Genomic DNA, 24,861 nt, shown 5'->3' with positions numbered 1-24,861 from the left:
ACAATGGACGTGAAGAAGAACGGCGACGTTTCATTCTGGTATGCCGACATCGGCGGCGTGCCCGGCTATCGGCCGCCGCTGCAGGGCGATATCATGGCCGACGTCTGCATCGTCGGCGCCGGCTATACCGGCCTTTGGACCGCCTATTATCTGAAGCAGGCAGCGCCCCACCTCAACATTGTCATCGTCGAGAAGGAGTTCGCCGGCTTCGGTGCTTCGGGACGCAATGGCGGCTGGCTGTCCGGCGGGTTCTCATGGTCGCGCGAAAAATATGAGAGGGCATCGTCGCGCGCTGGAGTCGTTGCCATGCAGGCGGCAATGATGGGCACGGTCGACGAGGTCATATCGGTCGCGCAAACCGAAGGCATCGACGCCGACATTCGCCGCACCGACGAACTGCTGGTCGCAACCAACGAGGCGCAGGAGCAGCGCGCCAAGGCGATGTATGCCCATGCCAGGTCCTGGGAGCTGACTGACGAACGTGTGGGGTATATCGATGCAGCCGAGATGCGTCGGCGCATAGCGGTGCACAACGCGCGCGGCGCCTTCGTCATCAAGAAGGTTGCGCGGGTTCAGCCCGCAAAACTAGTGCAGGGGCTCGCCAAGGCAGTGGAGCGCCTCGGTGTGCCGATCTATGAACAGACAACCGTGCTGTCGATCGAAAAAGGCAAGGTCACAACCAGCCGAGGCGTGGTGCGCGCGGAAATGATCGTGCGGGCGACCGAGGGTTTCACTGCGGGAATTGCCGGCCACGAGAGACTTTGGTTGGCGCTCAACAGCGCCATCGTGGTCACCGAGCCGTTGTCCGACAAGCTGTGGAGCGAAATCGGCTGGGATGGCTACGAGGTGCTCGGCGACGCCGCACACACATACTGCTACGCGCAGCGCACCCGGGAAGGACGCATTGCCATGGGCGGGCGCGGGGTGCCTTATCGCTTCGGCTCGAAAACCGACCTTCGAGGCGTCACCCAGCAGGCGACGATCGACAAGCTGCACAAGATCCTGACGACGCTTCTGCCGCAGACCAAGGGGCTCAAGCTCGACCATGCGTGGTGTGGAACGCTCGGCGTGCCGCGGGACTGGTGCACGACAGTGGGCTTTGACAAGCAGACCGGAATAGGCTGGGCAGGCGGCTATGTCGGCCTCGGCGTTTCCACCTCGAACCTCTCGGGACGCACATTGAGGGATCTTCTGCTGGACAACGACACCGAGCTGACCCGGCTTCCCTGGGTCAATCGAACCGTGCGCAAGTGGGAGCCAGAGCCGCTGCGCTGGCTGGGCGTCCATTCGATGTATCAGCTCTATCGGATTGCCGACGAGCGGGAAGCAAAGGGGCTGCCGCGCACATCGCGGCTAGCGGCCCTGGCAGACCGCATCACCGGGCATTGAACCGCATCACCTCGAGGATATACAGCATGATCGACTTCAAGACCTTCGCCCACCTTGCGCATATCGACCTCGGTGAGCCCCAGCCGAAACCCACCTCGGTGGAAGGCGATCAGCTGGAAGCAGCCAACACCCTCTGGGCTTCGGATGATGGCAAGATCGAAGTCGGTGTCTGGGAATGTTCGCAGGGCCGGTTCACCGCGCGCCGCGACACGAATTCCGAGATCTGCCACATCGTCTCAGGCCGCGTGACGCTGCACGGTCCCGAGGGCGCGGCCAAAAATGTCGGACCCGGCGAATTGCTTGTTCTGCCGCTTGGCTGGCGGGGCGAATGGACCATCCACGAGAAAACGCGCAAGCTTTACATCCTGCATTCGGTTTGATCGCTGCAGGTGCATGCTCGCCTGCATTTCCGATGAGACCACGCGCCACGGCGGTCGAACTAAACCCCTTCGACCAGCACGATCTCGCCGTCGGCTACTTTCTGGCGGATCGTCACGGCGCGTTGATACTCCGGCGAGTGATAGCAATCGTGCGCCGCAGCCAAGGACGGAAACTCGATGATTACGTTGCGGTCTCGGCCCGGCCCTTCCGCCTTTTCATGCGCACCGCCTCGTGCCAGGAAAACGGCGCCGAAGCGATCGAAAGCCGGTTTGGCGGCAGTGACATAGTCCTTGTAGCCTTCCGCATCGCGCACATCGACGCGGGCGATCCAGTATCCCTTGGGCATGCTTCTTCTCCGAATTGTTAGGCCGAGCGCATTTCGTCAAGAATCGCTTCCGCGACCGCTCGCCTGTCGGCGGCGCCGACGATCGGCCGGCCGACGACGAGATGGCTGGAGCCGTTGCGGATCGCCTGCGCCGGCGTCACCACGCGTTTCTGGTCGCCATGGTCGCTGCCCTTGGGCCGTATTCCCGGCGTGACGACGGCCATGTTGGGCCCGACGATCCGGCGCACCGCTTCCGCTTCCTCGGCCGAGCAGACGATGCCGCCCATGCCGGCATGCAGCGCCTGTTCGGAGCGCCTCAGCACCAGCGTATGCGGGTCATGTTCATAGCCGGCGTCGATCACGTCCTGCTCGTCCATCGAGGTCAGCACGGTGACGCCAAGCAGGCAAAGATCGCTGCCCCTGGCGGCCTCGACCGCTGCCTTCATCGTCTTCGGATAGGCGTGCAGCGTCAGCATGGTCATGCCCATCCTGGCAATGGCCTCGACACCCTTGGCTACCGTGTTGTCGATGTCGAGCAGCTTCATGTCGAGGAAGATCCTGGTGCCGCCGCTGGCGAGCTCGCGGGCGAAATCGAGGCCACCGGCGAAGGCGAGCTGGTAGCCGATCTTGTAGAAGGAGACGATCCCGTCGAGCTCACGCACCGTCTTCTCGGCGTCCTTCAGCGTCGGCACGTCGAGGCCGACGATCAGCCTGTCTTGCATGGTGCTGGCGCGCTCCTGGATCAGGCCTCGATCCGCGTCGACAGCATGCGCGAGGTTTCGATCAGCGTGCGGCATAGGTGCTCCATCGATCTGTGCAGTCTCTCGTCCCTGAAATTTCCGTCCTCGTCGAAGGCGTTGCCGCCCTCCGGCACCGAGCATTCCGGCGTCACCACCTCCATCTTGCAGCGCACCAGCACGGCGCGCAGATGGTTGATGCAGCGTACCCCGGCGAAATGTCCTTTGGAAGACGAACAAAGGCCGGCGGGCTTGCCGGTGAACGGCCTGAACGACCGCCCGCCATCCATTCGCACGCGGCTCACCCAATCGATGGCGTTCTTGAGCAGCGGCGGGATCGAGCCGTTATATTCGGGCGTCGCGATCAGCAGCCCGTCATGGGCGGCGATCTGCCGGGCAAGCTTGATGGCGTTTTCAGGAATGCCTTTCTCCTTTTCCAAATCCTCGTCGAGAATCGGCAGCGGATAGTCGGCAAGCGAGATGCGGGTTACCTCGGCACCCTGCAGAGCGAGTTCCTTCTGCGCCACATCGGCGGTCCTGCCGCTGTAGGCGCCAGCGCGAATCGAGCCAGCGAAGACGAGAATTTTCGGGATCACTGCCATTGGCCCCCATTGTCAGCCGACAGGTATAGGCCAGGCACGTCTCAAATACCAAATACTGATCAATGCGCCGCGCGCCGGTATATCCACAGCTGCGTTGGCGGGATGTTGCGGATGACGAAATGAAAATGCTCGACCGTGTAGTCGCCGCGGCCGGGCGGGATCGGCGACAGCGGGCCGTAGGTCAGCTGCACGATCGGGCGGCCTGTCGGGATGCGGTCGAGAAGGCTTTCGACATAGGCGATGCGCTGGGCGACCGGGAAATTGAGCAATGGCACGCCGGAGACGACCGAATCGAAGGTCAGGCCGCTCTTGTCGCCGAGTGTCGCATCGAGATTGAAGGCGTCGCCCTCGATGACGTTGACGTCGGGATAGAGCTGGCGCAGATGGCGCACGAAATCGGGCGAGTATTCGACTGCGTAGAGATTTTCAGGTTTTACGCCCTGGGCGAGGATGGCTCGGGTGATGACGCCGGTGCCAGGCCCGACTTCGAGCACCGGCAGGCCCGAGTTCGGGTTGACGACGGAGGCCATCTTGCGGGCCGTGGTGGAACTGGTCGGCACGATCGAACCGACCGCCTTCGGCTTGTCGATCCAGCCCTTGAAGAACTTCAGTTCGTCGTCGAACTTTTCCGCCAGCGCCTTTCGCAGTCCGGGACCATGTGCCATGCAAGTTCTCCTGAACGCTCCCCCAAGAGGCTACTTAGCAGCTACGGGGTTCAAGGCAAGGCGGACGCCGGTATAAGATGTTGATGACGCTAGGGAAGCCTCGCCTTGATTGCACTCTACACCGGATTGGCGAGAATAGGCATCAGCGCTCGCCGAAGGTTTCGAAAAAGTCCTTCATGCGGGCGAAAAAGCCGCTCGACTGCGGCGAATTATCCTTCGAGGAAACCTGCTCGAACTCCTCCAGCAACTCGCGCTGGCGGCGGGAAAGGTTTTGCGGCGTCTCGACCGCGGTCTGGATATAGAGGTCGCCGACATTGTGCTGGCGCAGCACCGGCATGCCTTTGCCCTTGAGGCGGAACTGGCGGCCGTTCTGGGTGCCTTCCGGCACTTTCACTTTCGTCTGGGTGCCGTCTAGCGTCGCCACCTCGAAGGAGCCGCCAAGTGCTGCCGTCGTCATCGAGATCGGCACCTTGCAGTAGAGATCGGCGCCGTCGCGCTGGAAGAATTCGTGCGGCTTGACCGCCAGGAAAATATAGAGGTCGCCCGACGGGCCGCCGCGCAGGCCGGCCTCGCCCTCATTGGCAAGGCGGATGCGGGTGCCGTCCTCGATACCGGCCGGGATGTTGACCGACAGCGAGCGCTCCTCGGTGACGCGGCCCTGGCCGGCGCATTTCGGGCACGGCTCCTTGATGGTCTGGCCACGCCCCTGACATTGCGGGCAGGTGCGCTCGATCGAGAAGAACCCTTGCGTGGCGCGTACCTTGCCGTGGCCATTGCACATCGAGCAGGTGACGGGCTGGGTGCCGGGCTTGGCGCCGCTGCCGGAGCATTCCGTGCAGGAGATCGAGGCCGGCACGTGAATCTGTGCGGTCTTGCCGGTAAACGCCTCCTCCAGCGTGATTTCCATATTGTAGCGCAGGTCGGCGCCGCGCTCGCGGCCACCTGAGGAGCGGCGCTGGCGCCCGCCCATCATGTCGCCGAAAATATCCTCGAAGATGTCGGCGAAGCCGCCGGCGCCGAAGCCGTGTGCGCTGCCATTCATGCCGCCCTGTTCGAAGGCGGCGTGGCCGAAACGGTCGTAGGCCGCGCGTTTCTGCGGGTCCTTCAGCGTCTCGTAGGCTTCGTTGATTTCCTTGAACTTGTGCTCGCAGGCATGATCGCCGGGATTGCGATCCGGATGGAACTGCATGGCGAGCTTGCGGAAAGCGCTCTTGAGCTCCTTCTCGTCGGCCCCCTTTTGCACACCCAACGTTTCGTAGAAATCAGCTTTCATCTTTTCCTGCAGTCCGGATATTCAACGTCTGGAAGCCTTGTTGCGTCGTTTGCCGGCACGCTGTTCCGATTTAGGTGCGATGGCGCCTGGATGCCAGTGTCGACGCGGGCTTGCTCGCATTTTTTCGATCAGGCCCGCACTTTTTCGGCCAGAGTTGCAAAAAAGCCCGGCTTTGCGCCGGGCTTTCTGCGATAATCTGCCGTCAGGCCGCTCAGGCCGACTTCTTCTTGTCGTCGTCCTCGTTGATTTCCTCGAAATCGGCATCGACCACGTCGCTGTCCTTGGCGGCATCCGCCTTGGCGTCAGCCTCCGCGGCTTCCTTCTGCGAAGCTTCGTACATGGCCTGGCCGAGCTTCATCGAGGTTTCGGCGAGCGCCTGCGTCTTGGCTTCGATCTCGGTCGCGTCGTCGCCTTCGGCAGCGGTCTTCAGCGCCGCGATCGCATCGGCGATCGCCGTGCGGTCGGCCTCGGAAACCTTCTCGCCATACTCCTTCAGCGACTTCTCCGAGGAATGCACCAGCGCCTCGGCCTGGTTGCGGGCCTCGACCAGCGCGCGCCGCTTCTTATCGGCCTCGGCATTGGCTTCGGCGTCCTTCACCATCTTCTCGATGTCGGCGTCCGAAAGGCCGCCAGACGCCTGGATGCGGATCTGGTGCTCCTTGCCGGTGCCCTTGTCCTTGGCCGAGACATTGACGATGCCGTTGGCGTCGATGTCGAAAGTGACCTCGATCTGCGGCACGCCACGCGGCGCCGGCGGAATGCCGACCAGGTCGAACTGGCCGAGCGCCTTGTTGTCGGCGGCCATTTCACGCTCGCCCTGGAAGACGCGGATGGTCACGGCCGACTGTGAATCCTCGGCCGTCGAGAACACTTGGCTTTTCTTGGTCGGGATCGTCGTGTTGCGCTCGATCAGCCGCGTGAACACGCCACCCAGCGTCTCGATGCCAAGCGACAGCGGCGTCACGTCGAGCAGCAGCACGTCCTTGACGTCGCCCTGCAGCACGCCGGCCTGGATGGCGGCGCCCAATGCGACGACCTCATCCGGATTGACGCCCTTGTGCGGCTCCTTGCCGAAGAACTGCTTTACGATCTCCTGGATCTTGGGCATGCGGGTCATGCCGCCGACCAGGACGACCTCGTCGATTTCGCCGGCCTTGAGGCCGGCATCCTTGAGCGCCGCCTTGCAGGGATCGATCGTGCGCTGGACGAGATCCTCGACCAGGCTCTCGAACTTCGCCCGCGTCAGCTTCAGCGTCAGGTGCTTGGGACCGGTGGCATCGGCAGTGATGAAGGGCAGGTTGATCTCGGTCTGCGTCGTCGACGACAGCTCGATCTTGGCCTTTTCGGCCGCTTCCTTGAGGCGCTGAAGGGCGAGCTTGTCGCTGCGCAGGTCGATCCCCTGTTCCTTCTTGAACTCGGCCGCCAGATACTCGACCAGACGCATGTCGAAATCCTCGCCGCCGAGGAAGGTGTCGCCATTGGTCGACTTCACCTCGAAGACGCCGTCGCCGATTTCGAGCACCGAAATGTCGAACGTGCCGCCGCCAAGGTCATAGACGGCAATAGTCTTGCCTTCCTTCTTGTCGAGGCCGTAGGCAAGTGCGGCCGCAGTTGGCTCGTTGATGATGCGCAGCACTTCCAGGCCGGCGATCTTGCCGGCATCCTTGGTGGCCTGGCGCTGGGCATCGTTGAAATACGCCGGAACGGTGATGACCGCCTTCTCGACCTTCTCGCCGAGATAGGCTTCCGCCGTTTCCTTCATCTTCTGCAGGATCATTGCCGAGATCTGGCTGGGCGACTGCTTCTTGCCGCCGGCCTCGACCCAGGCGTCGCCATTGTCGCCCTTGACGATCTTGTAGGGGACAAGCTTCTTGTCCTTTTCCGTAACCGGATCGTCATAGCGACGGCCGATCAGGCGCTTGACCGCGAAGATGGTGTTTTCGGGATTGGTGACCGCCTGGCGCTTGGCCGGCTGGCCGACGAGGCGCTCGCCGTCGCTGTTGATGGCGACGATGGAAGGGGTCGTGCGCGCGCCTTCCGCATTCTCGATGACCTTCGATTCCTTGCCGTCCATGATGGCGACGCAGGAGTTGGTGGTCCCCAGATCGATACCGATTACTTTTGCCATTTTTCTAATCTCTCCGCTAAGCAGGCTCTCAGGACCCGTACAGGCGTTCCGACGAAAGCCCCTGTTCACAAGAAATTCCGCTTCGGCAACCGGCATTCCGGCGCCGAACGGCTTGGCGCGTATATAAGAACAGCCTGCGCGGCGCGCAAGCATTCTGCGCAAGGCATCCAACATCCTTTTCTTGGGCCGGCCGGGGTTCTCCGGCCATGGCTCCCATGAACCTTTCCGCGTCGGTTCGCGACTGACACCCAGATGCGCCGCGTGGTGCGGCCCTGAAAAGGAAAGGCCCATGACTGGAAATCCAGAGGCTCCGCGGTTTCCGGGAACTCGGTGCGACCACCGCTTTCGGGAGCGGCTCGACGCGCTGGGCTTTCCGCTGATTCCGTTGACCCACCATAAGAGCCGACGTATCGTGATTATGAGGAAAGCAGACAATTCGATCAGGGAAAAACGTGCCGGAACGTCGCGCCTTGCCCTGATTTGCGCGGAAACGCCGGATGTTTCTCCTGTCGCCCCCCGACACTTGCCGAACAGCTTGCCGGCGGCGGGCCGCTCGCCATGCACGGCGTGCAGATCACGCCGACGGCGCTGGTCAGGCCGGCCAACGTCCCGCCGTTCGGCTCATGGTTCGTCGACTTCGATGACTATCTCGAAGACCCCGAGGTTGAAGCTCATGTCGGCGACGTCGAGGTCTTGCACCCCTGCGAGGGCCGTGCCGGCCATTACGAGCAGATACCAGGCGGCGGTTACCTGCCGCCTTTCTATCCGCCCGACTTTCCGCCCTCCGGTGGCGTGCCTACCGAGCAAAAGCAACGGATTCCACGACAGCAGAATCCGGCGCGCAGCAGCATATTTAACTAACCATTCGCACCCACAAGACCCCGCCGGAGCAATCCGGCGGGGTCTTGGTGCCGACATCTGACGCCATCGCGCCAGGAACAACCGGCTTCCCCTTTTCGGGATCATGGTCTAGCAGTCGACCCAGACGATGCGCCCGCAACCACGGGCGCCTGGAAAGGCCGGATCATGAGCAAAAAAACCCTGATCGCGCCATCGGTGCTTGCGTCGGATTTTTCGAAGCTCGGCGACGAGGTCGAGGCGGTGGCGGCGGCCGGCGCCGACTGGATCCATCTCGACGTCATGGACGGGCATTTCGTGCCCAACATCACTTTCGGCCCACCGGTGATCAAGGCGATCCGCAACCGCACCAAGGCCTTCTTCGACTGCCATCTGATGATCGCGCCGGCCGACCCCTATCTGGGGGCTTTCGCCGAAGCCGGCTGCGACGGCATGACAGTGCATGCCGAGGCCGGGCCGCATCTCGACCGTTCGCTGCAGACGATCAGGAACCTCGGCAAGAAGGCCGGCGTGTCGCTCAATCCGGCGACGCCGGAATCGGCGGTCGAATATGTGCTCGACCGGCTCGATCTGATCCTGATCATGACCGTCAATCCGGGTTTTGGCGGCCAAGCCTTCATTCCGGGAGTCGTCGACAAGGTGAAGCGGGTGAAGGCGCTGATCGGCAATCGGCCGATCCGGATCGAGATCGACGGCGGCATCTCGCCGCAAACGGCACCTTTGGTCACCGCCGCCGGCGCCAGCGTGCTGGTCGCCGGTGCAGCCATCTTCAAGGGCGGCAGCGTTGAAGCCTATCGGGGGAACATCGAGGCGATCAGGACAGCGGCCGACCGGGCGGCCGGCTGACGCTGCCGGCGTCGTTACCAAACGCGCCGTCTCGTCAGCCGGTCAGGAATTCGTTGGCCGACGCCGGTGCGCTTGTGCTCGTGACATACGGTCCCCCAGCCAAAAATGTCTTTGTCCATTTTTGGGCAATTTTATTGGCATAACAGAAACTACATCCATATTCTCTTTCTCACCCTGATGCCTCTTCGGACCTTCCCGCAGGGCTCCTCTTCGACGGTCGGATCGATGAACCGCAGCCCTTTCTTCGCTGACCTGCTGAACACCATCGCCGATCGCGGCCGGATGATGCTTAACCTCGTTCGCGGTGACGAGCCGGTCTCGGCCGACAGCCTGGGGCGTCTGTGCGCCCGTCTGCTTTCCAGCCAGGGCGAGGCATCGGGCGTCGCCTATGCCCGGGAAATCCTTGAGCGCTGGCGCACCCTCGGCGCCGACGGAAGGCTGGCGTTCCTGCATGTGCTGCGCGATCGTTTCGGCACCGATCATGCCAAGCTTGCCGCCGCGGTGGATGCCTATCGCGCCGCGCCCGACGATCGCTCGGCACTTGCCCTGCACGATTCCGCCGAACCGGCTAGACAGGAGCTTCTGCGCCGCCTGAACCTGGCGCCCGGCGGCATCGAGACGCTGGTGCGCATGCGCCAGGACCTGCTTGCGTGGCTGCCCACATCGCCCGATCTCGCCATCGTCGATGCCGACTTCACGCACCTCCTGTCGTCATGGTTCAACCGCGGCTTCCTGGTGCTGCGGCGGATCGACTGGTCGACGCCAGCCAACATTCTGGAAAAAATCATCCGCTACGAGGCGGTGCACGCCATCCACACCTGGGACGATCTGCGCCGCCGGATCGAACCCGACGACCGGCTCTGCTATGCGTTCTTTCATCCGCAGCTCGGTGACGAGCCGCTGATCTTCGTCGAGGTCGCGCTCACCCGGGCGATGCCGACGACAATCGCCGAGCTGCTTGCCGACGAGCGGCCGCTGGTGCAGCCACGGCAGGCCACGACGGCAGTGTTCTATTCCATCTCGAACTGCCAGGAGGGCTTGCGCGGCATCTCGTTCGGCAACTTCCTGATCAAGCAGGTGGTCGAGGACCTGCGCCGCGACCTTCCCGGCCTGACGGATTTCGTCACACTGTCCCCGGTGCCGGGCTTTGCCCGCTGGCTGGCCGAGCAGGCCGAAACCATCCCCTCCGCCGCCGAAGTGCTGGACCTCGTCGCCAACCAGGGTTGGCACGCGGATGCTGCCATGCGCGACCGCGTGGGTCAGGCCCTGCTTCCTCTTGCGGCACAGTATTTCCTCGAAGCCCGCAGCGCCTCCGACAAGGTGATCGATCCGGTCGCCCGGTTCCATCTCGGCAATGGCGCGCGGCTGGAGCGCATCGACCTTTTCGGCGACCTGTCGCCCCGCGCCTTACGTCAGGCGCATGGCCTGATGGTCAATTATCGCTACAAGCTCGACGATATCGAGAAGAACCACGAGCTGTTCGCCGCCAGGAACGATGTGGCGGCCGCGCCCGCTGTGCGCCGCCTGCTGCCGAAACCGGCGAGACCGGCCGCACCGCCGCTTCCGGCGGCTGCCCAGACTCGGAGGGATGCATGAGCAACCATTTGTTCGACGCTTTCCGCGCCGGGATGCCGGACCCCGAGCGTCTGTTGATGGAGACGGATGACCGGCGCTCGATCACCTATGGCGATATGCTGGCGCAGTCCGCGCAACTGGCACATGCGCTTCTGCAATTGGGCGTCGACCCCGGCGACCGCGTCGCCGTCCAGGTCGAGAAGAGCCCCGAGGCGATCCTGCTCTATCTCGCCTGCCTGCGTGCCGGTGCGGTCTTCCTACCGCTCAACACCGCCTATACGCTGACCGAGCTCGAATACTTCTTCGGCGATGCCGAGCCGCGGCTGGTCGTCTGCGATCCGGCACGGGCAGCCGATATCGGGGCCTTGGCGGAGAGATCGGGCGCTATCGCAGCCACGCTCGGCGGCAATGGCGAAGGCTCGTTGATGGATCAGGCCTCGCGGCGGTCTTCGAACTTCCGCGACGTGGTGCGCGGGCCCGACGATCTTGCGGCGATCCTGTACACGTCGGGGACCACCGGCCGCTCGAAAGGCGCCATGCTCAGCCATGAGAACCTCGCCTCGAATGCGCGGGTTCTGGTCGACCAGTGGCGCTTCACTGCCGCAGACGTCTTGATCCACGCGCTGCCGATCTTCCACACGCATGGCCTCTTCGTCGCCACCAACGTCATCGTGATGGCCGGCGCCTCGATGCTGTTCGAAACCAGGTTCGACCCGGCCCGCATCGTCTCGCTGCTGCCGCGGGCCACGGCGCTGATGGGCGTGCCGACCTTTTATGTGCGCCTGTTGCAGCAGGACGGCTTGAACCGGCAAGCGGCGAAAAACATCCGCCTGTTCGCTTCCGGATCGGCGCCGCTGCTGGCCGAGACGCACAAGGCCTGGCGCGAGCGCACCGGCCATTCGATCATCGAGCGCTACGGCATGACCGAGACCAACATGAACACGTCGAACCCCTATGATGGCGAGCGGCGCGCCGGCACGGTAGGCTTCCCCTTACCCGGCGTCGCGCTGCGCATCGCCGACCCCGAGAGCGGCGAAACACTTGCCCAGGGCGAGGTCGGCATGATCGAGGTGAAGGGCCCCAATGTCTTCGGCGGCTATTGGCGCATGCCGGAAAAGACCAAGGCGGAATTCCGTGGTGACGGCTTCTTCATCACCGGGGATCTCGGCCTGATCGACGCCGACGGCTATGTCCACATCGTCGGGCGCGGCAAGGATCTGATCATTTCCGGCGGCTACAACATCTACCCGAAGGAGGTCGAGAGCGAGATCGACGCGCTGCCCGGCGTCGCCGAAAGCGCTGTCATCGGCGTTGCCCATCCGGATTTCGGCGAGGGCGTCACCGCGATCGTGGTGCGGACGCCGGCCTCGACCATCACCGCTGCCGAGATCGTCGATGACATCGCCGGACGGCTGGCGAAATACAAGCATCCGAAGCGGGTGATCTTCGTCGACGAACTGCCGCGCAACACAATGGGCAAGGTGCAGAAGAACCTGCTGCGCGAAAGCTACAAGGACCTCTACGCTCCGGCCAAAGCCGGCTGACGTTAAGGTTACACCCAGTTGGCGCCGACCCCGAAAACCCTGTCGCCTTCTATCCAGACGCCCCTGACGTCCAATTCGTCCGACAGCGCAACGATATCGGCGGCGGTGCCTTTGGCAAAACGCCCGAGCCGGTGCGACTGGCCGATCGCCTGCGCCGGATAGAACGAAGCCATGCGCAGCGCTTCCGAAAGGTCCAGTCCGACAATGCGGTGGACGAAGCGCACGGCGGAGATCATGTCGAGATCGGCGCCGGCCAGCGTCCCGTCGCCAAGCCGCAGGCTGCCGTCCTTGCGGTAGACGGTGCGGCCGTTCAGCGTGAACGAGGTCATGTCGGTGCCGATCGTCGCCATGGCGTCGGTGACCAGGAAAATTTTTGCCGGACTCTGCTTGGCGCGCAGCGCGATGGCCATGGTGGCGGGATCGACATGGATGCCGTCGGCGATGATGCCGGCAAACAACGTGTCCGTATCGATGGCGGCACCCGCCAACCCCGGCTCACGATTGCCGATCTGGCTCATGGCGTTGAACAGATGGGTGACCATTGTTGCGCCGGCATCGGCGAACGCGCGCGCCTTGGCATAGCCGGTGTCGGAATGGCCGAGGCTGACGACGATGCCGGCCTCGGCGAGCGCCGAAACGCGTACGGTGTCGACGGATTCCGGCGCGATCGTGGCCAACAGTACCGGCAGAGTTTTCCGCGTCGCAATCAGCATCGCCTGGTCGGCATCCAGCATCGGCCGGATCAGCGCCGGATCATGCGCGCCTTTGCGGGCGATCGACAAATGCGGGCCTTCGAGATGCAGGCCCAAAAAGCCAGGCACCTTTTGCTTTCCGGCCTCCGCTCCGGCGGCAACCGCCGCCGCGGTGATCTCAGGCGTGTCGGTGATCAGCGTCGGCAACAGCGCGGTCGTACCGAACGGCGCGTGCGCCTGGCAGATGGTTTCGATCGAGGCGACATCAGGATGGTCGTTGAGCATGACCCCGCCACCGCCATTAACCTGCAGGTCGACGAAGCCCGGCGCAAGCATGCCGCCGCCGGTTTCGATACGCTCGACACCGGATGGAACGGCGCCGACGGCAACGATGGCTTCGACGAGGCCGTCACGCACGACAAGCGCGGCATCGTCGTGCCAGTCGTCGCCGTCGAATATCCGGGCCCCAGTCAGGGCAAAACGGTCGCTCATATGGTTTCCGTCACCTTGCGCAGATTGGGCGGCGTGTCCGGATCGAGGCCGCGATGGCGGGCAAAGGCCTCGACGAAGCCATAGAAGGACACGATCAGCGCCAGCGGGTCGGTCAGCGGATGGCCGGTGGCGACATGCGGCAGGTGCTGAGCGCTTTTCGCCTTGTCCGAGGTCACAAAGACGGCCGCGCCCTTGGCCGCCAGGCTGTCGGCGGCCTCGGCAACCGACGGCTCGGAAGCATCGCGGGCGGCGAGCGCCAGCACCGGGAAATCAGGCCCGACCAGTGCCAGCGGGCCATGCATCACTTCGGCAGCACTATAGGCCTCGGCGTGCATGGCACAGGTTTCCTTGAACTTAAGCGCTGCTTCATTGGCGATCGCAGCGGACGGACCGCGACCTAGGATGAACAGCGATTTCGGCGTCTCAAGGGCGCTGGCCAGCGCCATCCAGTCGCAGGCGATCGCCTTGCGGAAATGTTCCGGCAAATGGGCGAGCGCCGCCAGCAACTTGTCGTCGCCGGTGCTATGCGCCATCAAAGCGAGGCCGGCGACGGCCGAATTGACGAAGGTCTTCGTCGCGGCGACGCTGCGTTCCGGGCCGGCCAGAATGTCGATCGCATAATCGGAGGCCCGCGCCAGCGGCGAATCGGCGGTGTTGGTGATGGCGACCGTCAGCGAACCGCCGGCTCTCGCGGCTTGCGCCATGGCGACGATGTCCGGGCTCTTGCCCGACTGCGAGATCGCCAGGCAAGCCGAGCCGCCGAGCTTGAGCTTGGCCCCATAGATCGAGGCGATCGATGGGCCGACCGAAGCGACGGCGAGGCCGGCGGTCAGCTCCACCGCATACTTCATGAAGGTGGCGGCATGGTCGGAGGAGCCGCGCGCCACGGTGACGACGAACTGCGGATCGCGCTCGCGAATGCCGCGCCCGGCCTCGATCAGCACCGCTGCCGAGCCGTCGAGCAGGCGCGCGGTGGCCTCCGGGATCTCCTCGATCTCGCGCCGCATATGGGTGGTCCGCTTTTGGGTCGTCGTCGCGCTCATGGCCGGCCCTCTTCGCCCGGCCCGCTCAGCCGGAGCTCGGCGACGAAATCATAGGCGTCGCCTCTGTAGATGGAGCGGGTGAATTCGATAACCTTGCCGCTCGCCAGATAGGAAATACGCTCGATGTGCAGCCCGGCAATGCCTGGCGGCACTTCGAGCAGGCGCGCGTCATCGTCGCCGAGATTGGCGGCGGAGATGCGCTGCACCGCCCGAACCGGTCGATTGCCGGTTGTTTCCAGCGCAGCGTAGAGCGACGACCCAATTCCTGCCGGGTCCGGCAGCACGCTGGCCGACAGTGCGGCGCGTTCGATCGCCAACGGCGTATCGTTGGCGATGCGCAGGCGCGCTACGCGTGCCACCAGCTCGTTCGACGACAGGCCAAGCACCATCATCTCGTCCGGAGAGGGCGCATAGAGGCCGCGATCGAGCCAGGCCGAACGGACAGCCATGCCGCGCCGCGCCATGTCCTCGGTGAAGGATGTCAGCCGCGACAGCGATTGCTCGACGCGTTCCATGCGCGGTGCGACAAACGTGCCGGAGCCGTGGCGCTGGACGAGGATGCCGCCCTTGACCAGGTCCTGCACCGCCTTGCGCACCGTGACGCGCGAAATGTCCGCCTTGCTGGCGATGTCGCGCTCGGAAGGCAGCGCATCGCCCGGTCCGATCAGGCCGCGATTGACCGCGTCCTCGATGCTCTTCCTGAGCTGCAGATAGAGCGGTGCGCCGCTTTGCGCCGAGTGTTTCAGGGTCGCGAAGATCTGGTCGGCGGCTTCGCTCATCGTGCCGCCTCCGCAGTCCTCGAGAAAACACGAACCGCCATCTGCACCGCACCGCCCAGCGCATCGTCGAGCGGTGGCTTCAGCAGCGCCCGGTAGCGCGCCGACAGGCGTGGTGCATAGAGCGTCGCCAGCCCGCCAAGCAGGCACAGCGGATCGTCGTCGCCGAGATCGAGCACGCCGAGTGCGGCCTCGACATCGGCGACCGCCTTATCGAGGATCCAGTTGGCGACGATGTCGCCCTTGGCGGCATGGTCGAAGACCTTGGGCGCGAAGCCGCCGAAATCGCCGGGCTTGGCATTGGTGGTGAACTCGACCAAATCCTCGGGATTGTCGCGGAAGATGGCGAGCATGGCCTGCGTCAGCGGCGATACCTGGCGGATGCCGTCATAGGCGAGCAGCGTCTGTTCGAGCAGGTCGCGGCCGATGCGGGCGCCGCTGCCCTGGTCGCCGACCTGAAAACCCCAGCCGCCGATGGCGCGCGACTTGCCGTTTTTGCGCGCCATGTAGGCGGTGCCAGTGCCGAGGATGGCCATGGCGCCGTCACCGGAGCCGACCGCGCCTTCCAGGGCGATCTCGGCGTCGGTCTCGACACGGCTGATGCTGAACGGCAGGATTGCTTCGAGCTGCTGCCTGTAGGTGCCGACATTGGCGCCGGCGAGGCCGAGGATGGCCGGGGTCTGCGGGATCATTTCGGGGTCTTGTCCGGCGGCGACAAAGGCCTGTTTTGCCGCCTCGACGATGTTGGCCCTGGCGCCGGTTAGATCGGTGCGGATGTTGGCCGCACCACTCTTGGCGCGGCCGACGACGGTGCCGTCCACTGTTGCAAGGGCCGCCCTGCAGCTGGTGCCGCCGCCATCGATGCCAAGCACGAAATTCACGCGATTTCTCCTCCCGGCGGATAATACCAATAAAATACCAATAGCCAAGGCTTAATTTCCGTTTCAAAAAGATTAAGCCGCATCTGGTTGAAAAACCTGCGTATTTTGCCCGAAAGCCAATTCCGAGGCAGGGAAATCACTAATGCGTGTGGACAAGTGGTATTTTTTTGGTATGGTTTTCTGGATTGGAGGAAAGCGGATGGCCGAAACGCGCACCGAAGCGCTTCACCAGAATGCCGAGGGGCTGGACATCCAGGCCCCGGACGCCATCCTTTCCTCTTTGGCCAATGCGCAGATCGAGGCCGCCAAGGCGGTGCACGGCGCCATTTCTGCCATCGCCAAAGCAGCCGAAATCATCGCCAGCCGGCTGAACAACGGCGGCAAGCTCGCTTACGCGGCAGCCGGCAGCTCGGGCCTGATGGCGCTGGCCGATGCGCTGGAGCTGCCGGGTACCTTCGGCATTCAGCGCGACCGTATTGCCGTCCTGATTGCCGGTGGCGACGATGCCTTCAAGACACTGGCCGGCGGACCGGAGGACGACACGGACGACGCCTCGGCAGCGGTTGCCGCTGCCGGCATCGGCGAGGGCGACTGCCTGATCGCGGTCTCGGCCAGCGGCTCGACACCCTATGCGGTCAGAGCGATCGAGGACGCCAGACGCCGCGGCGCGGCAACCATCGCCATCGCCAATAACAAGGATGCGCCGCTGCTTCGGCTGGCCGATATCGCCATATTGCTCGAGACACCGCCGGAGCTGATCGCCGGCTCGACGCGCATGGGCGCCGGCACCGCCCAGAAGATCGCGCTCAACATGCTGTCGACGCTGGCCGCCATCCATCTTGGCCATGTGCATGACGGCTACATGGTCAACCTCTTGGCCGACAACATCAAGCTGCGCGACCGCGCCGCACGCATCGTCGCCGCCATCAGCGGGCGCGACAGGGAGGATGCGGCGCGCCTGCTGGAGAAGAGCGGCGGCGGCGTCAAGACCGCCATTCTGCTCGCCGCCGGCGCCGCCAGCGCCGATGCGGCCGAGAAGATACTGGAAGGGACCGGCCAGAAGCTGCGCCCGGCGCTTTCCGCGATCGAGGGGAGCATGGGGCAGAAAGCCTCTGTTCTCAAAACCGAACCTGAAAAAGGTCAACAGGGAGACTGAGCATGACAACGAAACTACTGACGGCACTTCTTCTTGGCACCAGCATTCTCGGCTCCGCCGGAATGGCTTATGCCCAGGATGTAACGCTCAACATCGAGAGCTGGCGCGGCGATGACCTCGCCATCTGGAAGGACAAGTTGATCCCGGCTTTTGAGGCCAAGAACCCCGGCATTAAGGTGGTGTTCGCGCCGTCGGCGCCGACCGAATATGACGCCGCGCTCGGCGCCAAGCTCGCCGCCGGCTCGGCGGGCGACCTGATCACCTGCCGACCGTTCGACAAGTCGCTGGAACTCTTCAAGAAGGGCAACCTCGCCGACATCTCGACGCTGCCCGGCATGGAGAATTTTTCCGACGTCGCCAAAGCCGCCTGGCAGACCGACGACGGCAAGGCCAGCTTCTGCGTGCCGATGGCTTCCGTCATCCACGGCTTCATCTACAACAAGGACGCCTTCGACCAGCTCGGCATCAAGGTGCCGACGACGACTGAGGAGTTCTACGCCGCGCTGGACAAGATCAAGGCCGACGGCACCTACATCCCGATGGCGATGGGCACCAAGGATCTCTGGGAAGCCGCGACCATGGGCTACCAGAACATCGGCCCGAACTACTGGAAAGGCGAGGAAGGCCGTCTGGCGCTGATCAAGGGCGAGCAGAAACTGACCGATCCGCAGTGGGTCGCGCCGTTTGCCGAACTGGCCAAGTGGAAGCCCTATCTCGGCGACGGCTTCGAGGCGCAGACCTATCCGGACAGCCAGAACCTGTTCACGCTCGGCCGCGCCGCCATCTACCCGGCCGGCTCGTGGGAAATCGGCCTGTTCAACACGCAGGCGCAGTTCAAAATGGGTGCGTTCCCGCCGCCGGTGCAGAAGGCCGGCGACACCTGCTACATCTCCGACCACACCGACATCGGCATGGGCCTCAATGCGGCGTCGAAGAATGCGGATGCGGCCAAGACCTTCCTGACCTGGGTCGCCTCGCCGGATTTCGCCACCATCTACGCCAACGCGCTGCCGGGCTTCTTCAGCCTGAACAACACTCCGGTGAAGATGGAAGACCCGCTGGCGCAGGAATTCGTCTCCTGGCGCGACAAGTGCAAGTCGACGATCCGCTCGACCTACCAGATCCTGTCGCGCGGCACGCCGAACCTCGAGAACGAGACGTGGGTTGAATCGGCCAACGTCATCAACGGCACCGTGACGCCGGAAGCTGCCGCCAAGAAGCTGCAGGACGGCCTCGACAGCTGGTATAAACCGGCGAAGTAAGCGCTCGGATAGGAAGCAGTGCCGTTGCAAGTGGACGGTTCTGCTTTTTTCGATAGCATCGACTGCGACCGACGGCGCCGCCCCTCATCCGCCTGCCGGCACCTTCTCCCCGTATAGAGACGGGGAGAAGGGAGAAGCTCCGGCGCTGACGCCCCCCTCTCCCCGTCTTTCACGGGGAGACGGTAAGGGTGAGGGGCAGCGCTGCCGTTGATAGCAATCGCAAGAACCTGATCGGCGGGGACCGAACGCATGGCCGCAGCACCGAAACGACCGTTCCGCTGGCATATCGTCGTCTTCCTGGCGCCGGCGGTGCTGGTCTATACGGCGATCATGATCCTGCCGCTGGCCGGTACGCTGCAGCTCTCGCTGTTTCGCAACATCGACCAGGCTCAGGTCTTCGTCGGGTTGGAAAATTTCCGCAGGCTGTTCGGCGATCCCAACTGGTCGGTCAATTTTTGGAACGCACTGCGGAATAACGTCTGGTTCTTCATCATCCACATGGTCGTGCAGAATCCGATCGGCGTCCTGCTGGCCGCACTGCTGTCCAGCCCGCGGCTGAGATTCTCCGCCTTCTACCGTACAGCCATCTTCGTGCCGACGATCCTGTCCTTCGTCATCGTCGGCTTCGCCTGGAAGCTGATCCTGTCGCCGCTGTGGGGCGTGGCGCCGAACCTGATGGATCTCGTCGGCCTCAAAAGCCTGTTCACGCCGTGGCTGGGCAAGGAGCAATATGCGTTGACCACGCTCAGCCTGATCTCGGTGTGGCAGTTCGTCGGCATCCCGATGATGCTGATCTATGCGGCACTGCTGTCCATTCCCGAGGAGGTGATCGAAGCGGCCGAATGCGACGGCGTCACCGGCATGTCTCAGTTCTGGAAGATCAAGCTGCCGCTGATCCTGCCGTCGATCGGCATCATCTCGATCCTGACCTTCGTCGGCAATTTCAACGCCTTTGACCTGATCTACACCGCGCAAGGCGCGCTGGCCGGGCCGAATTATTCGACCGATATCCTCGGGACCTTCCTGTACCGTGCCTTCTTCGGCTTCCAGCTGCAAGTCGGCGATCCCAATATGGGCGCGGCGATCGCCACGATGATGTTCCTGATCATCCTGGGCGGTGTCTGCGTCTACCTGTTCCTCGTCCAGACGCGCCTGCGTCGCTACCAGTTCTGAGGGGTCGAGATGAGCACCGCAACCCATTCCCTGCCCCGCACCATCGGCGCTCATGCGGTGCTGCTGACCTATACGGTGATCGCACTGTTTCCGGTGATCATCGTCATCGTCAATTCGTTCAAGTCGCGCGGCGCGATCTTCGGTACACCGCTGGCGCCGCCAACCCCGAAAACCTTCGACCTGATCGGCTACACCACGGTGATCGGGCAGGGTGATTTCATCCACTATTTCCAGAACAGTCTTGTCGTCACCGTCGCCTCGCTGTTCTTCGTGCTACTGTTCGGCGCGATGGCCGCGTTCGCGCTGTCGGAGTACCGCTTCCGCGGCAATTCGCTGATGGGACTTTACCTGGCGCTCGGCATCATGATCCCGATCCGCCTCGGCACCGTCGCCATCCTGCAGCTGATGGTGGCGAGCGGGCTGGTCAACACGCTGACCGCGCTGATCCTGGTTTATACGGCGCAAGGCCTGCCGCTCGCCGTCTTCATCCTGTCGGAATTCATGAAGCAGGTGTCCGACGATCTGAAGAATGCCGGGCGCATCGACGGCCTGTCCGAATACACCATCTTCTTCCGGCTGGTGCTGCCCCTGGTGAGGCCATCGATGGCAACGGTCGCAGTCTTCACCATGATCCCGATCTGGAACGATCTGTGGTTCCCGCTGATCCTGGCGCCGTCGGAGGAGACCAAGACGGTCACGCTCGGCGCCCAGCTGTTCCTCGGCCAGTTCGTCACCAACTGGAACGCTATCCTGGCCGCGTTGTCGCTGGCGATCATGCCGGTGCTGATCCTCTACGTCATCTTCTCGCGGCAACTGATCCGCGGCATTACTTCGGGAGCGGTCAAGTGAGCGCCGAAAAACCTCTTCGCGTCGTCGTTGCCGGGCTTGGCAATATGGGCCGCAGCCATGCGCTGGCCTATCACACCAATCCGGGGTTTGAGATCGCGGCGCTGATCAACCGTTCGGACGTGCCGCTGCCGGCCGGGCTTTCCGCGTATGATATCAGGCGTTCCTTCGACGAGGCGCTGCGCGACGAAAGCCCCGATGTCGCCTGCATCGCCACCTATTCCGACAGCCATGCCGACTATGCGGTCAAGGCGTTCGAGGCCGGCTGCCATGTCTTTGTCGAAAAGCCGCTGGCGACGACGGTGGCGGATGCGAAACGCGTGGTTGCAGCAGCCAAGGCCAATGGCAAAAAACTCGTGATCGGCTACATCCTGCGCCATCACCCGTCCTGGGTCAGGCTGATCGCCGAAGCGCGAAAGCTCGGCGGCCCCTACGTGTTCCGCATGAACCTCAACCAGCAATCCTCCGGCCATGGCTGGGAGACGCACAAGCAGTTGATGCAGACGACGTCGCCGATCGTCGATTGCGGCGTCCATTATCTCGACGTCATGCTGCAGATCACCGACGCCCGGCCGGTCGAGGTGCGCGGCATGGGGCTGAGGCTGACCAACGAGATAGCGCCCACGATGTACAATTACGGTCACCTGCAGGTGCTGTTCGACGACGGCTCGGTCGGCTGGTACGAGGCCGGCTGGGGGCCGATGATCTCGGAGACAGCCTTCTTCGTGAAGGACGTGATCTCGCCAAATGGCTGCGTGTCGATCGTCATGAAAGAGGGCGTTAAATCCGACGACATCGACACCCATACCAAGACCTCGACCATCCGCCTGCACAGTGCGGCGACCGGCGCGGACGGCAAGTTCGCCAAGCCGGATGAGATACTGTCGATGGAAGGCGAACCCGGCCATCAGGATCTCTGCGACCTCGAACAGGCTTTTCTGCTCAGAGCGGTCCGCGAGGATCTGGACCTCACCCGCCATATGGACGACGCGGTGAAGTCGCTCGCCGTCTGCCTTGCCGCCGACGAGAGCGTTCGCAGCGGCGCCCCAATCAGACTCTAGACCAGTCAAACTCTAGTACAGGAACGAAGCCGTGGGCTCGCTGAACATCGAGAATGTGAAGAAGGCTTTTGGGCCGGTGGAGGTGCTGAAGGGCATCAACCTCGAAGTGACCGATGGCGAATTCGTCGTCTTCGTCGGCCCCTCCGGCTGTGGCAAGTCGACGCTGCTCAGGGTCATCGCCGGGCTGGAGGATTCGACCTCGGGCCGCGTGGTCATCGACGGGGCGGACATCTCCGCAAGCCCGCCGGCCAAACGCGGCATCGCCATGGTGTTCCAGACCTACGCGCTCTACCCGCATCTGACGGTGAAGAACAATATGGGCCTCGGCCTCAAGCAGGCGGGCACGCCGGCGGCCGAGATCGACCGCCGCATCGGCATCGCCTCCTCGATGCTGTCGCTGGAACCCTATCTCTCGAGGCGGCCGGCCGAGCTGTCAGGCGGCCAGCGCCAGCGGGTCGCCATCGGCCGCGCCGTGGTGCGCGAGCCCAAGCTTTTCCTGTTCGACGAGCCTTTGTCGAACCTCGATGCAGCACTGCGCGTCAACACCAGGCTGGAGATCGCGCAATTGCACCGCCGGCTGAAGGCGACGATGATCTATGTCACCCACGACCAGGTCGAGGCGATGACGCTGGCCGACAAGATCGTCGTGCTCAACGCCGGAAAGATCGAGCAGATCGGCGGACCGATGGAGCTCTATAATTCGCCGGCGAATGAGTTTGTCGCCGGCTTCATCGGCTCACCGAAGATGAATTTCGTCGACGGCGCCAGGCTTGGTGAGACGGCGAAGACCATCGGCGTCCGTCCCGAGCACCTGACCGTCGATGCGAAATCCGGCGCCTGGAAAGGCACGGTCGTCCATGCCGAGCATCTCGGCGCCGACACCAACCTCTATCTCGACTGCGAGAAGGCCGGGCTGATCACCGTGCGCATCTTCGGCGTCTACAACGCCGAACCGGGAGCCACGCTTTATGCGACGCCGGATCCGGCAAAGACGTACCGGTTCGGGGCGGATGGGAAGGTGTTGAAGTAGCTGGTGCCGACTCCGCTTCTCCCCTTTGGGAGAAGGTGGCCGAGCGAAGCTCGGTCGGATGATGGGTGTTGGAAGGATCGCTACGCTGAAGGCGTAAGCGACTAAAAATCCTTCGATGTTTTCTCGCCGCGTTTCTTTCAGCACCCCTCATCCGTCTCGGCGCTGCGCGCCGATCCACCTTCTCCCACAACAAGGGGAGAAGGAAGAGCCCCTATAAATCCGCCTTGAACGTCTGCCTCTGCATGCCCAGCCCTTCGATGCCGAGCTCCACAACGTCGCCGGGCTTCAGGAAGACCGGTGGCTTCATGCCGAGGCCGACGCCGGGCGGCGTGCCGGTCGAGATGATGTCGCCCGGATGCAGCGACATGAACTGGCTGAGATAGGAGACGAGATAGGCGACGCCATAGACCATGGTCTTGGTCGAGCCGTTCTGCATCGTCTTGCCGTTGACCTTCAGCCACATCGGGATGTTCTGCGGGTCTTTCACTTCGTCCTTGGTCACCAGCCACGGGCCGATCGGCCCGAAGGTGTCGCAGGACTTGCCCTTGGTCCATTGGCCCTGACGCTCGGCCTGGAAGGCGCGTTCGGAAACGTCGTGCGCGACGCAGTAGCCGGCGACATAGTCCAGCGCCTCGGCCTCGGTGACATATTTCGCGGTCTTGCCGATAACCACGCCAAGCTCGACCTCCCAATCGGTCTTCACCGAGCCGCGCGGGATCAGCACGTCGTCGTCCGGTCCAACGATGGCCGAGCTCGCCTTCATGAAGATGATCGGCTCCGGCGGCACCGTGGCACCGGTCTCGGCGGCATGGTCGGAATAGTTCAGGCCGATGCAGATGAACTTGCCGGTCCCAGCGACGCAGGCGCCGATGCGCGGCTTGCCGGGAACCGCCGGCAGCGATTTCGGATCGAGCTTCGACAATGTCTCAAGCGATGCCGGGTCGAGCGCCTTGCCGGCAATGTCGGTGACATGGGCGGAGAGGTCACGGATCGTCCCATCCGCATCGAGCAGGCCGGGGCGTTCGCTCCCCGCCTCGCCATAGCGCAGCAGTTTCATAGAATTCTCTCCTTGATTGAGGTGAGCTTAAATCGACCAGCCACCGTCGATATTATAAGCCTGCCCCGACGTATAGGTGGCGCCGGCCAGATAGACGGCGAGATCGGCGATTTCCTCGGGCGTGCCGAGGCGGCCCATGGGCTGGCGGGCGATGAAGGCAGCGCGGGCCGCCTCGTAGTCGCCCTGCGCGTGCATGCGGTCCTGCAGCGACGGGCTTTCGACCGTGCCCGGGCAGATGGCGTTGCAGCGTATGCCCTTGCCGACATAATCGGCGGCAATCGATTTGGTCAGGCCGATGACGGCCGCCTTGGTCAGGCCGTAGACGAAGCGGTTGGGCACGCCCTTGGTCGAGCCCGCCAACGACGCCATGTTGATGATCGAGCCGTCGCCGCGCTCCAGCATGCCGGGCAGCACGGCGCGGATGGTGCGGATCATCGAGCGGACATTGAGATCCAAAGCAAAGTCGAGATCGGCGTCCTTCATCTCGAGGATCGAGCCCGAATGGACGAAGCCGGCGCAGTTGAACAGCACATCGACGGCGCCGATCTCGGCGAAGGCCGACGTCACGGCCTCGTCGTTCAGCACGTCGAGCTTGCGGGTCTTGATGCCAGCCGTCTTGCCAAGTTCGGCTAGCATCACCTCATTGATGTCGGTGGCATGGACGACAGCGCCCGCCCTGGCGAAAGCCAGCGCGCTCGCCCGGCCGATGCCCTGTGCCGCCGCCGTGACGACAACGATCTTGCCTGCCAGATCCGCCATGCTTTTCTCCTCTGTGGCCGCCGGTTCTTACTGGCACGCGGCCAAGGCGCAATGTGCCAGATGGGCACTATCATGCCGCCTGTATTGCTGTTCGCTTAGGGGCAAATGTTTTTTCTCGGTAAAGAACATCTTTTCTGCCGTCAAGCCCGGAGATCTCTTGGGCCAGGGCAATCGATTCAGGTTTGAATTTACCCCTCACCTTTTCCGGCATTGGCGCTGCCCCTCACCTGCCTGCCGGCATCCTCTCCCCGTATAGTGACGGGGAGAGGAGCGCTGTCATCGATGGTTCGCCAAATTCTAATGTTGCAGA

At 63.5% G+C, this 24,861-nt stretch carries 24 protein-coding genes and 1 pseudogene; 12 read left to right on the top strand and 13 right to left on the bottom strand.

Features of this window, described 5'->3' with window-relative positions; all coding sequences use genetic code 11:
• Nucleotides 1–3 precede the first annotated feature (3 nt).
• Complete coding sequence (locus tag ACWTU7_RS13120) at nucleotides 4–1,389, top strand: NAD(P)/FAD-dependent oxidoreductase (RefSeq protein ID WP_455838836.1); 1,386 nt, start codon at nucleotides 4–6, stop codon at nucleotides 1,387–1,389.
• 26 nt (nucleotides 1,390–1,415) lie between these two features.
• Complete coding sequence (locus ACWTU7_RS13115) at nucleotides 1,416–1,769, top strand: cupin domain-containing protein (RefSeq protein WP_455838835.1); 354 nt, start codon at nucleotides 1,416–1,418, stop codon at nucleotides 1,767–1,769.
• A 59-nt stretch (nucleotides 1,770–1,828) separates the two neighbouring features.
• On the opposite strand, the gene ACWTU7_RS13110 is transcribed toward ACWTU7_RS13115, so the two are convergent.
• The 6 genes from ACWTU7_RS13110 to dnaK all read right to left on the bottom strand — a co-directional run bounded on the left by ACWTU7_RS13110 (nucleotide 1,829) and on the right by dnaK (nucleotide 7,500).
• Nucleotides 1,829–2,116: a DUF1330 domain-containing protein gene (locus ACWTU7_RS13110; RefSeq protein ID WP_029347841.1), complete on the bottom strand. Its 288-nt coding sequence runs from the start codon at nucleotides 2,114–2,116 to the stop codon at nucleotides 1,829–1,831.
• A 17-nt stretch (nucleotides 2,117–2,133) separates the two neighbouring features.
• A complete protein-coding gene (pyrF, locus tag ACWTU7_RS13105; RefSeq protein ID WP_455838834.1) occupies nucleotides 2,134–2,817 on the bottom strand; it encodes an orotidine-5'-phosphate decarboxylase in 684 nt (227 codons plus the stop codon).
• Between the two features lie 20 nt (nucleotides 2,818–2,837).
• Nucleotides 2,838–3,434: an NADPH-dependent FMN reductase gene (locus tag ACWTU7_RS13100; RefSeq protein ID WP_029347838.1), complete on the bottom strand. Its 597-nt coding sequence runs from the start codon at nucleotides 3,432–3,434 to the stop codon at nucleotides 2,838–2,840.
• Nucleotides 3,435–3,493: 59 nt separating this feature from the next.
• Nucleotides 3,494–4,099 carry a phospholipid N-methyltransferase PmtA gene (gene pmtA / locus ACWTU7_RS13095; protein ID WP_455838833.1) on the bottom strand — a complete coding sequence of 202 codons (606 nt, stop codon included), beginning with the start codon at nucleotides 4,097–4,099 and terminating at the stop codon, nucleotides 3,494–3,496.
• A gap of 142 nt (nucleotides 4,100–4,241) precedes the next feature.
• Nucleotides 4,242–5,372 (bottom strand): molecular chaperone DnaJ, encoded by a 1,131-nt coding sequence (gene dnaJ / locus ACWTU7_RS13090; RefSeq protein WP_029347835.1) that lies wholly within the window; start codon nucleotides 5,370–5,372, stop codon nucleotides 4,242–4,244.
• Between the two features lie 211 nt (nucleotides 5,373–5,583).
• Entirely contained in the window at nucleotides 5,584–7,500 is a 1,917-nt protein-coding gene (dnaK, locus tag ACWTU7_RS13085) for a molecular chaperone DnaK (protein ID WP_065006542.1), read from the bottom strand.
• A gap of 516 nt (nucleotides 7,501–8,016) precedes the next feature.
• Here dnaK and ACWTU7_RS13080 point away from each other — a divergent pair.
• From ACWTU7_RS13080 to ACWTU7_RS13065, 4 genes and pseudogenes are all read left to right on the top strand, one after another.
• Nucleotides 8,017–8,298 (top strand): annotated as a pseudogene (locus ACWTU7_RS13080) (hypothetical protein); the annotation flags it as partial.
• A 228-nt stretch (nucleotides 8,299–8,526) separates the two neighbouring features.
• Nucleotides 8,527–9,204 carry a ribulose-phosphate 3-epimerase gene (gene rpe, locus ACWTU7_RS13075; protein WP_287337391.1) on the top strand — a complete coding sequence of 226 codons (678 nt, stop codon included), beginning with the start codon at nucleotides 8,527–8,529 and terminating at the stop codon, nucleotides 9,202–9,204.
• A 225-nt stretch (nucleotides 9,205–9,429) separates the two neighbouring features.
• Nucleotides 9,430–10,800 carry a malonyl-CoA decarboxylase gene (locus ACWTU7_RS13070; RefSeq protein WP_455838832.1) on the top strand — a complete coding sequence of 457 codons (1,371 nt, stop codon included), beginning with the start codon at nucleotides 9,430–9,432 and terminating at the stop codon, nucleotides 10,798–10,800.
• A complete protein-coding gene (locus ACWTU7_RS13065) occupies nucleotides 10,797–12,323 on the top strand; it encodes a malonate--CoA ligase (RefSeq protein ID WP_455838831.1) in 1,527 nt (508 codons plus the stop codon). The genes ACWTU7_RS13070 and ACWTU7_RS13065 overlap by 4 nt, the downstream gene beginning before the upstream one ends.
• Before the next feature lie 8 nt (nucleotides 12,324–12,331).
• Here the strand turns inward: ACWTU7_RS13065 and nagA are convergent, their stop codons facing one another.
• From nagA to ACWTU7_RS13045, 4 genes are read right to left on the bottom strand one after another with little or no spacing between them, the layout of a single operon-like run.
• A complete protein-coding gene (gene nagA, locus ACWTU7_RS13060) occupies nucleotides 12,332–13,507 on the bottom strand; it encodes an N-acetylglucosamine-6-phosphate deacetylase (RefSeq protein WP_455838830.1) in 1,176 nt (391 codons plus the stop codon).
• Nucleotides 13,504–14,514: an SIS domain-containing protein gene (locus tag ACWTU7_RS13055; protein ID WP_455838870.1), complete on the bottom strand. Its 1,011-nt coding sequence runs from the start codon at nucleotides 14,512–14,514 to the stop codon at nucleotides 13,504–13,506. The genes nagA and ACWTU7_RS13055 overlap by 4 nt, the downstream gene beginning before the upstream one ends.
• A gap of 32 nt (nucleotides 14,515–14,546) precedes the next feature.
• On the bottom strand, nucleotides 14,547–15,329 hold the full coding sequence (locus tag ACWTU7_RS13050) for a GntR family transcriptional regulator (RefSeq protein ID WP_127316943.1): 783 nt from the start codon (nucleotides 15,327–15,329) through the stop codon (nucleotides 14,547–14,549).
• Nucleotides 15,326–16,207 (bottom strand): BadF/BadG/BcrA/BcrD ATPase family protein, encoded by an 882-nt coding sequence (locus ACWTU7_RS13045; RefSeq protein ID WP_455838829.1) that lies wholly within the window; start codon nucleotides 16,205–16,207, stop codon nucleotides 15,326–15,328. Before ACWTU7_RS13045 ends, ACWTU7_RS13050 begins: the two co-directional genes overlap by 4 nt.
• A gap of 199 nt (nucleotides 16,208–16,406) precedes the next feature.
• Here ACWTU7_RS13045 and ACWTU7_RS13040 point away from each other — a divergent pair, with 199 nt between their 5' ends.
• The 6 genes from ACWTU7_RS13040 (at nucleotide 16,407) to ACWTU7_RS13015 (ending at nucleotide 22,735) form a co-directional block, all read left to right on the top strand.
• A complete protein-coding gene (locus ACWTU7_RS13040; RefSeq protein WP_455838828.1) occupies nucleotides 16,407–17,363 on the top strand; it encodes an N-acetylmuramic acid 6-phosphate etherase in 957 nt (318 codons plus the stop codon).
• A gap of 2 nt (nucleotides 17,364–17,365) precedes the next feature.
• Nucleotides 17,366–18,625 (top strand): ABC transporter substrate-binding protein, encoded by a 1,260-nt coding sequence (locus ACWTU7_RS13035; protein ID WP_029347821.1) that lies wholly within the window; start codon nucleotides 17,366–17,368, stop codon nucleotides 18,623–18,625.
• Between the two features lie 249 nt (nucleotides 18,626–18,874).
• The gene (locus ACWTU7_RS13030; protein ID WP_029347819.1) at nucleotides 18,875–19,798 is read left to right on the top strand and encodes a carbohydrate ABC transporter permease; all 924 of its coding nucleotides are present in this window, start codon (nucleotides 18,875–18,877) and stop codon (nucleotides 19,796–19,798) included.
• 9 nt (nucleotides 19,799–19,807) lie between these two features.
• Nucleotides 19,808–20,647, top strand: a complete 840-nt coding sequence (locus tag ACWTU7_RS13025; RefSeq protein ID WP_029347818.1) for a carbohydrate ABC transporter permease — start codon at nucleotides 19,808–19,810, stop codon at nucleotides 20,645–20,647.
• Nucleotides 20,644–21,705 carry a Gfo/Idh/MocA family protein gene (locus ACWTU7_RS13020; protein ID WP_455838827.1) on the top strand — a complete coding sequence of 354 codons (1,062 nt, stop codon included), beginning with the start codon at nucleotides 20,644–20,646 and terminating at the stop codon, nucleotides 21,703–21,705. The genes ACWTU7_RS13025 and ACWTU7_RS13020 overlap by 4 nt, the downstream gene beginning before the upstream one ends.
• Nucleotides 21,706–21,736: 31 nt before the next feature.
• On the top strand, nucleotides 21,737–22,735 hold the full coding sequence (locus tag ACWTU7_RS13015) for an ABC transporter ATP-binding protein (RefSeq protein ID WP_029347813.1): 999 nt from the start codon (nucleotides 21,737–21,739) through the stop codon (nucleotides 22,733–22,735).
• A 211-nt stretch (nucleotides 22,736–22,946) separates the two neighbouring features.
• Here the strand turns inward: ACWTU7_RS13015 and ACWTU7_RS13010 are convergent, their stop codons facing one another.
• From ACWTU7_RS13010 to ACWTU7_RS13000, 3 genes are all read right to left on the bottom strand, one after another.
• Nucleotides 22,947–23,792 carry a fumarylacetoacetate hydrolase family protein gene (locus tag ACWTU7_RS13010; protein ID WP_455838826.1) on the bottom strand — a complete coding sequence of 282 codons (846 nt, stop codon included), beginning with the start codon at nucleotides 23,790–23,792 and terminating at the stop codon, nucleotides 22,947–22,949.
• A 27-nt stretch (nucleotides 23,793–23,819) separates the two neighbouring features.
• On the bottom strand, nucleotides 23,820–24,551 hold the full coding sequence (locus ACWTU7_RS13005) for an SDR family oxidoreductase (RefSeq protein WP_127208421.1): 732 nt from the start codon (nucleotides 24,549–24,551) through the stop codon (nucleotides 23,820–23,822).
• A gap of 70 nt (nucleotides 24,552–24,621) precedes the next feature.
• Nucleotides 24,622–24,762 (bottom strand): hypothetical protein, encoded by a 141-nt coding sequence (locus tag ACWTU7_RS13000; RefSeq protein ID WP_455838825.1) that lies wholly within the window; start codon nucleotides 24,760–24,762, stop codon nucleotides 24,622–24,624.
• Between the last annotated feature and the right edge of the window lie 99 nt (nucleotides 24,763–24,861).

It is taken from the genome of Mesorhizobium sp. BHscii (genome assembly GCF_053848065.1).
Note: the sequence above shows the minus strand (reverse complement) of the source record. Positions and strands in the feature narration are given on the sequence as shown.